This window comes from Pseudoalteromonas sp. SR45-5 (genome assembly GCF_014163565.1).
Taxonomy (GTDB): Bacteria; Pseudomonadota; Gammaproteobacteria; order Enterobacterales; family Alteromonadaceae; genus Pseudoalteromonas; species Pseudoalteromonas distincta.
In genome coordinates, this window is the sequence record NZ_JACJDN010000604.1 from 1 (window position 1) to 2,417 (window position 2,417).

Genomic DNA, 2,417 nt, shown 5'->3' on the forward strand with positions numbered 1-2,417 from the left:
CAAGGCAGGCTTTTAAAAATTAATATAATTTAAGGTTATCTCTAGAAGAAGTTAACTTTAAATTCAGCACCAACATAACGCTCTTCGTTAACAATACCTGTATTGTTATTGAAATCTACAGCACCAATAACTTGTTGCTCGTCAAATAAGTTACGAACAAACGCAGCAACTTCGTATTCGTAATCGCCTTCAGACCATGTGTAACCTGTACGAAGACCTGTTTCAATAAGCTCTTTACCTTCAAACTCTACTGATTCGTAAAGGAACATATTGATTTTACTGCGATAAGAAATATCACCGCTTGCGAAGAAGTTACCATCGGCAAGTTCTTTAGTGTAGCGAAGCGTAAAGTTAGAGATCCACTCAGGAGCATGCGGTAAGCTATTACCATCAAGTATTGCACGATCTTCAGGACCAAACGCACCTGCTACTTGGAAAGTCGGGTCTGTTACCGTACATTGTGCACAAACAGCCACAGCTAAATCGTTATCTTTAATTTCTGTTTTATTGTAGCTTAAGTTAAACGTTGCATTAAACTCATCGCTTAATACCCACTGCGAGTCTAACTCAAAACCATAGCCAGTTGTTTTATCAGCATTAACTAAACGGTTAAAGTTAGCACCACCGCCTACAGCAGTAAGCTGTTGGTCGTCCATCGTATAATAAAACACAGTTGCATTTACACGACCTTGGCCGTCTAGCACGTCTGATTTAATACCTGTCTCGTACGATGTTACCTTTTCTGACTCAGCAGTAGTTACATCATCACCAAATAAAATACGACCTTGTAAACTAGGTGCTCGGAAGCTGTTTGCTACACGGCCGTACCAGTTAACATCATCGTTTACTTTGTAGTTTGCAGATAAATCCCAGCTAACATGGTTGTCACTAACATCACGTTCTACAAGTAAAGCACCACCGCCGATCGGGCTAATTGTACGGTCTGCTACAAAATCTTTATCATCGTCAGAGTAGCGAAGGCCTGCAGTTACTTTTAAATCATCTGAAAAAGTATAATCTACAGAACCAAATACAGCCCAAGCTGTTGTATCTTGTTGCTGGCGAACATAACCATTTAAAACACCGCCTTTCTCAGTGTCATAACTAAAGTTTTCAATAGTTAGCTCTTCATCAAAGTAAAATACACCTACTTGATAATTTAAGTCACCATCAAAGTTACTCGATAAACGTAGCTCTTGCGTTAATTGGTCGTGTTCTGGAATGCCATCAGCACTTTCTGAAGAAAAGAAAATAATTTCAGGACCGCTTTCTGGTGCAGCGTCAAAACCGCCGTAACCACCATCGATGTCAGCGCGAGAATATATTTCAGCGCTTTCCCATGCAGAAATTGAAGTGATTGTGTGGTTTTTAAGTTCCCACTCAAGCTTTAAGCTTGCACCTTCAGATTCTACTTGTTGAGTAGAGCGAGATGCCGCATCTTGATAAACAACATCATTTTCGTAGTTATCTACTAGCTCATTAGTACCCGCTTTAATTACATTTGCACGAAAGGCAATTGGTGAGCCATCTAAGTCACGTGTGTGATAGTTTAATAAAGCAGTAAAATCATCGCCTTCATATAAAAACTGAACGCGTGCCGCTTTTTCAGTGTAACCACCTTGCTCATCTTTAGCTTCAAAGCCTGGAGCTTGGTTATCAATGTAATCGTCTTTGTCTTGCCATAATAATGAAACACGAGCAGATAAACGGTCAGTTAAAGCACCACCTACAGCACCACTTGTATCTACAGCACCACGGCTACCGTATGAAACAGAGCCATAACCATCAAATTCTTGGCTTGGTTTAACAGTATCAAACTTAACAAGGCCAGCTGGCGTGTTACGGCCAAATAGCGTTCCTTGAGGACCACGTAATACTTCTACGCGTTCAACATCAAATACTGGGAAACCTTTTAAAATTGCATTTTCTTGAACTACTTCATCAACAACAAGTGATACTGGTTGTGATGCATTCAAATCGAAATCGGTATTACCTAAACCACGAACGTAAAAGCGTGGGAATGAACGACCAAATGAAGACTCAATAGATAAACTTGGAATTTTCGCATTTAAAAAGCGAATATCCATACCTGCAGAGCTATATGCATCAAGGTTATCACCTTGTAATGCAGATACAGCTACAGGTACTTCTTGTGCATTTTCTACGCGTTTACGGGCGGTAACTTGAATAACTTCTAGTTGATTGCTTTTTTTAGCCGTTTCTTCTTCAGCGGCGAATGCTGAAATAGATGTGCCAGCAGCAGATAGTAGTGCAGCGTTAATAATTGTCGCTATTGCAGATTTCTTTAATGATTTCATGTCGGGTATTAACCTTTAGTATGCACTCTTGTTCAACGGTTTTTTGTGTTGCGCAATGTATTCATTGCGGGCTCGTACAATTTTTCGCGACTTGCTATA

At 40.0% G+C, this 2,417-nt stretch carries 1 protein-coding gene; it reads right to left on the bottom strand.

Annotation, left to right across the window (positions count from 1 at the left end; translation table 11 throughout):
- Nucleotides 1–41: 41 nt before the first annotated feature.
- Nucleotides 42–2,318, bottom strand: a complete 2,277-nt coding sequence (locus tag H5072_RS17015) for a TonB-dependent receptor (RefSeq protein WP_182694213.1) — start codon at nucleotides 2,316–2,318, stop codon at nucleotides 42–44.
- Nucleotides 2,319–2,417 lie beyond the last annotated feature (99 nt).